Source organism: Hydrocoleum sp. CS-953 (genome assembly GCF_002260545.1).
Taxonomy (GTDB): domain Bacteria; phylum Cyanobacteriota; class Cyanobacteriia; order Cyanobacteriales; family Microcoleaceae; genus Trichodesmium.
In genome coordinates this window covers 1-2550 of sequence record NZ_LGSU01000254.1, presented here as the reverse complement: position 1 = coordinate 2550, position 2550 = coordinate 1, and the positions used below count along the sequence as shown (strand labels likewise).

At 32.3% G+C, this 2550-nt stretch carries 2 protein-coding genes; one reads left to right on the top strand and one right to left on the bottom strand.

Features of this window, described 5'->3' with window-relative positions:
- The first annotated feature begins 1063 nt into the window (after positions 1-1063).
- Positions 1064-2248, top strand: a complete 1185-nt coding sequence (locus AFK68_RS02230; protein WP_094671287.1) for a glycosyltransferase — start codon at positions 1064-1066, stop codon at positions 2246-2248.
- A gap of 72 nt (positions 2249-2320) precedes the next feature.
- Here AFK68_RS02230 and AFK68_RS37960 read toward each other — a convergent pair.
- On the bottom strand, positions 2321-2550 hold a 230-nt coding region (locus AFK68_RS37960), incomplete at its 5' end, for a hypothetical protein (protein ID WP_210407186.1).

Here is a 2550-nt window from a genome sequence, read left to right as displayed (position 1 = left end):
ATAAATTCTTGAACTCTTCTTATAAATAAGAGAATTGGCTAAAAAGAATTTTTTTCTGCTAATAAGGGCAATGATGCATACTTTACCGAATAATTAATAATTAATAATTAAGAGTTGGTAGTCAGTTATAGCGGTTTTCACAAAGATAGACTACACAAATTCTGCATTCTGCCCTCAGTAGAAGTGCCTTTAAGCCTAAATCTCTGTCTTCTATGTTAATGAAAAGCGCTATAATTTTTCATTCAAAAATTCAGGTTTAAAGCCTCTCTTTTTTAAGGAGATAAATCAAAAATTTTTATTTTAGTCAATCCCCTTCTTTTAAGAAAGGGTAATTATTAACTAGCCTTTCAGAAGATTTTGTAAACTGATAAAAACCTCTATTCTAGGAGGAGAGCTTTTAAAGATTCCCTTGTAGGTAAGTGGCCAGAGTGATTAGGATTTTAGGATTCATCAGTTCCATGCAATAAGTTCTCAAACAGCTTCTCAGGATAGGGTATTTTTAATTGGTAATTGAAACCTTATTTAATACAAATTTTAGGTATGGCTGTAGATGTAGTAATTTAGAGATTGAATGTATCAGGAAATATAAAAAGGAGATAAGGAACAGGGAACACTTAACTGGGAATAGGGAACAGGTAATAAGAAATTAAGACAACTATTTGTCACTTGAAAATCTAGGAATAGTATGTACCTTTCCACCTCTGGATATTTACCAGATTTTAACCTTTTGAAGTCTTACCTCTTTTAGATTTCAGTCACTCTAAGCTCTCTTAATAGTTGTTTTACAAACAGTCTCTTATGGTAGAATCAGGGAACAACTTAACTGGGAACAAGGAACATAAAATCCCTACAATTATAAATTTTCAAAGGTATAGTATCTACAAGTTACTTTACTTTTTCTAGCAAATATTACTGGTAATAGAAAATTAACCCAATTTGATAAATCAATGCCTAGAGAGAAAAGACTGTTTACCCTTACAATTCATTTATACAGAAATTAATCCAAGTCAATTATTTTAGAGAATTGCTATAATTTGCGTATCCTTAAGTTCAGGAGTTATTTATGCAGCAAATTATATTAATCACAGTAATTTTTAACTTCATAATCTGGATATATTTATTAATATTTCGTGGTAAATTTTGGCTGGCAGACCAACGACTATTGCCAGTATCAGAAATAGAAATTGAGAAGATCAAGTATTGGCCGTCAGTTTCTGTGATAATTCCTGCTCGAAATGAAGCAAAATTATTACGAGTAACACTAAACTCCCTATTAAATCAAGATTACCCAGGGAATCTGACAATAATATTAGTAGACGATCATAGTATAGATAATACATCTCTTGTCGCAAGATGCACTGCTCAAAAAAGTGAAAATTTTACTAAACTAGAAGTAATTTCGGCAGCAGATTTACCTAGTAGTTGGACTGGAAAATTATGGGCAATTAATCAAGGAATTAACTATGCAAAAAAACAAATTCCAGCCCCAGACTATTTTCTCTTAACTGATGCAGATATTGAACATAGTTCAACAAATATTCGTCAACTTGTTGTTAAAGCAGAAAAGGAAAATTTAGCCTTAGTTTCTTTAATGGTGAAACTACAATGCGAAACTTTAGCAGAGGAATTAATGATTCCCGCATTTGTATTTTTCTTTCAAAAATTATCTCCGTTTAGATGGGTAAATAATCCCAATAATTCTACTGCTGCTGCTGCTGGCGGTTGTATATTAATTCGTCATCAAGTTTTAGATGAAGTTGGCGGAATAGAGGTTATTAAAAATGCTTTAATAGATGATTGTTCTTTAGCTAAAGCAGTTAAACAAAAATCAACAAATAAAAAGATTTGGTTAGGTCTAACTTCAGATACTAAAAGCCGACGTTCTTATCCCGATTTAATGAGTATTTGGAACATGGTAGCTCGTACTGCTTTTACTCAGTTAAATTATTCTCCACTCTTGTTAATAGTAACAGTGATAGGAATGAAATTAGTTTATTTAATTCCCTCATTAGGAATAATTTTGGGAGTAATTTTTGGTTGGTGGAAAGTATTAGCGATCGCTTTATTGGCAAGATTATTAATGTTTTTAGCGTACTTACCTATTGTTAGATTTTATCGACTTTCACCAATATATGCGATGGGTTTACCAACTGTTGCTTTGATGTATACATTAATCACAATAGATTCAGCTTGGCGACACTGGCGAGGGCGAGGCGGTTATTGGAAAGGGCGTGTTTATCAAAGTTAATTTTGAATCAGGCATAAGAAAAGTTTTAACTCACATTCCCCACTTTAAAACGTAGGATTAAAAACTATATAACTATACAATATAATACCATTTCTCAAAAATATTGCTATATTTGATTGGATGGGGTAGGGACGTTGCATAAGGGCGTCCGTACGGGAGTGTGGGAGGTGTGGGGAAGGGACGTTGCATAAGGGCGTCGGTACACATAATAATAATTAACATTAACTGACTAATAATTAGGGAATAATTTATTTTATCTATTTTAATTACTTGATAACTGAAGTGTGAGTCAAGTATAGCAT